6 protein-coding genes are annotated in these 3712 nt (G+C 73.5%); 3 read left to right on the top strand and 3 right to left on the bottom strand.

Going from position 1 to position 3712, the window contains the following annotated elements; all coding sequences use genetic code 11:
- Nucleotides 1-200 precede the first annotated feature (200 nt).
- Entirely contained in the window at nucleotides 201-443 is a 243-nt protein-coding gene (locus H9641_RS20245) for a DUF952 domain-containing protein (RefSeq protein WP_225220476.1), read from the bottom strand.
- A gap of 50 nt (nucleotides 444-493) precedes the next feature.
- Between H9641_RS20245 and H9641_RS13870 the strand changes: the two genes are divergently transcribed.
- From H9641_RS13870 to H9641_RS13860, 3 genes are all read left to right on the top strand, one after another.
- On the top strand, nucleotides 494-1135 hold the full coding sequence (locus tag H9641_RS13870) for a TetR/AcrR family transcriptional regulator (RefSeq protein ID WP_191804741.1): 642 nt from the start codon (nucleotides 494-496) through the stop codon (nucleotides 1133-1135).
- Between the two features lie 229 nt (nucleotides 1136-1364).
- Nucleotides 1365-1601: a hypothetical protein gene (locus H9641_RS13865; RefSeq protein WP_191804739.1), complete on the top strand. Its 237-nt coding sequence runs from the start codon at nucleotides 1365-1367 to the stop codon at nucleotides 1599-1601.
- Between the two features lie 70 nt (nucleotides 1602-1671).
- Nucleotides 1672-2136, top strand: a complete 465-nt coding sequence (locus H9641_RS13860; protein WP_191804737.1) for a GNAT family N-acetyltransferase — start codon at nucleotides 1672-1674, stop codon at nucleotides 2134-2136.
- 289 nt (nucleotides 2137-2425) lie between these two features.
- On the opposite strand, the gene H9641_RS13855 is transcribed toward H9641_RS13860, so the two are convergent.
- Together H9641_RS13855 and H9641_RS20240 are read right to left on the bottom strand one after the other, a co-directional pair.
- Nucleotides 2426-2896 carry a hypothetical protein gene (locus H9641_RS13855; RefSeq protein ID WP_191804735.1) on the bottom strand — a complete coding sequence of 157 codons (471 nt, stop codon included), beginning with the start codon at nucleotides 2894-2896 and terminating at the stop codon, nucleotides 2426-2428.
- Between the two features lie 25 nt (nucleotides 2897-2921).
- The coding region (locus H9641_RS20240; RefSeq protein ID WP_404821947.1) for a helix-hairpin-helix domain-containing protein at nucleotides 2922-3712 on the bottom strand (791 nt) is incomplete at its 5' end.

Raw genomic sequence — 3712 nt, 5'->3', positions numbered from 1 at the left:
GCGCTGAGCGGGAGCCGATCCCGCTCAGCGCACACCCCTCGTCCAAGTCCCCGCTACGGACGGACGGAGAAGCCCGAGAGGTCCGGGACCACCCACCGTCCGTCGGCGCGTTCGAGCTCGATGACCGCCGGGACGGTCCGTCCGTCCATCGGGAAGGCACCGAGGATCCTCGGGACCGCGCGGGCTCCGTCGGCCGGTTCTCACACGACCTCGATGCCCTCGTCCGCGAGGGACTCCTCGTCGATCACGGCCGGGACCAGCGGGATCGAGGCGTCGGCGTACGGGCCGTGCAGCACCGAGGCGAGGGCGGACAGGGTCGTCGCGTGCACGAACCCCGCGACCTCGTACAACGTGTTGCGCGTGGCGACGTCGTACTCGCCGAAGCGTTCGCAGGCCGCCCAGTCGTCGCTGAAGGCGATGTGCAGCACTCTGTGTCCAACCACCGGCGTTCTCCTTGCGTGCGATAAATGAAACGTGACCGTATCATTAACGCATGACGACGACGGACGACGGATCGACGAGACCTCCGGCGGCACGCCGCCCCGGGCGCCCACGCAAGGGCGAACAGGCGGCCCGCCGCGCCGAGCTGCTCGACGTCGCGACCCGGCTCTTCGGCGCTCGCGGGTTCGACGCGACGACGATCGAGGCCGTCGCGCACGAGGCCGGCGTGACCAAGCGGACGATCTACAGCCAGTTCACGGACAAGGCCGGGCTCTTCGTCGCCGCGGTCGAGAACCTGCACGCGCACGAACGCGAGGCCCAGCCCGACGGCGAGGACCTGGAGGATCTCGCGACCCGCATCGTCCACACGCTGCACGGCGACCAGGCCGTCACGCTGCACCGGCTCGTCATCGCCGAGGCGCACCAGTTCCCCGACCTCGCCGCGACGTTCTACGCCCGCGGGCCGGCAGTGTCGATCGAGGCGCTCGCCGCGGCGCTGGCCGGACCGCTCGGCGACGACCCGGCCAGCAGGGTTGCGCGGTCCCGGGCACAGGCCCTGTACACGCTCCTCCTCGGCGAACCCCACCGGCGACGGCTGCTCGGACTCCAAGGAACCCCGACGCTCGCGCAGGCACGCAAGCACGCCCGGGGAGCGATCCAGGTCGTGCTGGGTCCTCAGCCCCCGGCGCCCTGAGCTCCCGCGCTCTGCCCGCGACGTGCCCGAGCACGTCGAGGACCGCGACGCGTCTCGATCCCTGGACTTCGCGGGGCCCGGAGGCCGTCACCGGGCCCGTCGGCGATAGGGTCGACGGGCACCCCACCGACGACCGCCGCGCGCGGTGCGAGGCGCCCCGGAACATCCCTCACCGAGAGCGAGACGCAGGACGCCCATGACCCGCCGACGACTCCTCTGGCTGGCCGCCATGAGCCCCTTCGTTCTCGCCGCGGGCGGCGCAGCCGTCTACGCCCTCGTCGTGCTCCTCGCGCACGGCCCCGACGCCGAGGTCTGGCTCCCGAGCCGGGGCGAGGGGACCGCTGCCTCGTGGATCGCCCTGATCATCTACTCCGTCCTCACTGCACTCACCGTGAGCATGGTGTGGTCGCTGTCGGCGGGAGCGGACCGGGTACCGGACGACACGGCGGATTCACGGGACGGCTGAGACGTCGGGCACCCCTGCCCGCGCACGATGGCCCGACGACCGGGCGCGTCCGCGGGCTAGGCTCGACGCCATGATCCTGCGTGCCTACGACGAGTCCGACGCGGAAGCGACGCTCCGCGTGTTCCTGCGAGCAGTGCGCGTCACGGCGAGCAAGGACTACTCGCCCGAGCAGATCGCGGCCTGGGGTTCGGACGACATCTCGCTCGACGTCTGGGCGGTCAAGCGCCTGCAGACCGACACCGTCGTCGCGGTCGAGGGCGACGAGGTCCTCGGGTTCAGCGACGTCGACGACAGCGGGTACATCGACATGATGTTCGTCGACCCCGCGGTCACCCGGCGCGGTGTGGCCTCCGCACTGCTCGAGCACGTGACGCGCGTGGCCCGCGAGCACGGCGCCGTCGAGCTCACGACGTACGCGAGCCTCACGGCTCGCCCCTTCTTCGAGAAGCACGGGTTCGTCGTGGTCGAGGAGCGCCGGCCCGTGCTCCGTGGGGTCTCGTTGACGAACTTCAGCATGCGCAAGCCGCTCGTCTGACGGTCATGGCCGGCCGGTGGGCTGCCGAGCACGAGGTTGTGGTCGTTCTGGCGCCCAGAGCGACCCCAACCTCGTGCTCGGCCTCGCGTGCTCGCTCGAGATGCGGCCAACGGGGCCACATCCGGGTCGGCGACCCCCGTTTGCCGCATCTCGACAGGCTCCGGACTCGCGTCACCTGAGCTGCGCCCGGTCCTCGACGTCCCGGCGCACGGCACGGGGCGGACCTCACCGATCCGATAGGGGCGCTGCCCGTCGTACGCGGCCGCGGTACGCAGCGAAGGCACCCCTGTCAGCCCGCCTGCTCGACCAGCACCGACACCGCCACGGCCGCCCCCGTGTCCACCTCGACGGTGACGCCATGGCCGAGGCGCAGGTCCACCTCGTCCCCGGTCGTCAGCGCGACGTACCCCGTGTCGCCGCGGCGGAACCCGCACGAGACCGATCCGAGGGCTGCGCCGTCGACCGTCACGTCCGCGTCTCCGTCGCCCTCGCACGTGATCGCCACGGTGAGGGGCGCAGCGCTCGGCACGTCCGCCCCTTCCGCGAGCGCACCGGGCTCGACCATCAGGTCGAGCGCGGAGCGCCCGACCGAGGACACGAACGCGACGCCCGACGTCAGGTCGCCCTGCGCTTCCAGGAGGTCGTCGGGGGTGACGGGGGTCGCCCCGCACCCGGTCACCAGGACGAGGGCAGCGGCCGCGCCCCCGGTCAGGAGCGCGGGCATCGATCGACGACGGGCACGTGCGGGTCCGGTCCTCATGGGCCCCGAGTATGCCAGCGGAGGTCTACTGGAAGTCCCGCGACCGTGACGCGACCTGCAGCGACAGCGGCGCGAGGTGCTCCGCGAGGAGGTTCGTGGCGCCGTCGGCCCGTTCGAGACGCCCCCGCACCACGAGCGCGGGCGACGACCGCGCGACCCGGCGGAACCGCTGCCACAGGCCGGGCGTGCAGATGACGTTGAGCAGGCCCGTCTCGTCCTCGATCGACAGGAACGTCACGCCGCCCGCCGTCCCGGGGCGCTGGCGGTGGGTCACGACTCCCCCGACCGCGACCCGCCGACCGGCCTCGTGCTCGACCGCTTCCGCGACCGTGATGACCCCGGCCCTGCGCAGCCCGGGACGCACGTACTGGGTCGGGTACGAGTCGGTCGAGACGCCCGTGGCCCACACGTCCGCGACCGCGGTCTCGACCTCGCTCATGCCCGGCAGCGTGGGCGCCTCGACGCCGACCGAGACCCCCGGCAGCGTGTCCGGGCCCTCCTGGGCGAGGGCCCCGGCGGCCCACAGCGCCTCGCGCCGGGCCACGCCCAGGGACTCGAGCGCGCCGCCCGTCGCGAGCGCCTCGAGCTGGGCCGTGGTCAGGTCGACGCGACGCACCAGGTCGCGGAGGTCCGTGAACGGTCCGGCCGCGCGCGCCGCGACGATCGCCTCCGCGACCGGGTCCCCCACCCCGCGCACGCTGCCCAGCCCCATGCGCACCGCGAGGGACAGGTCGGGGTGCGGGGCGCCGTCGGGCGGGGCGGGAGAGCGCGGGGCGGCGGGAACGCGTCGGGGCGCGGGGGGGGGGGGGGGGGGGG

The sequence above is a fragment of the Oerskovia merdavium genome (assembly GCF_014836755.1).
Classification (GTDB): domain Bacteria; phylum Actinomycetota; class Actinomycetes; order Actinomycetales; family Cellulomonadaceae; genus Oerskovia; species Oerskovia merdavium.
The sequence above is the reverse complement of the archived record's forward strand: the minus strand, read 5'-3'. Positions and strand labels throughout refer to the sequence as shown.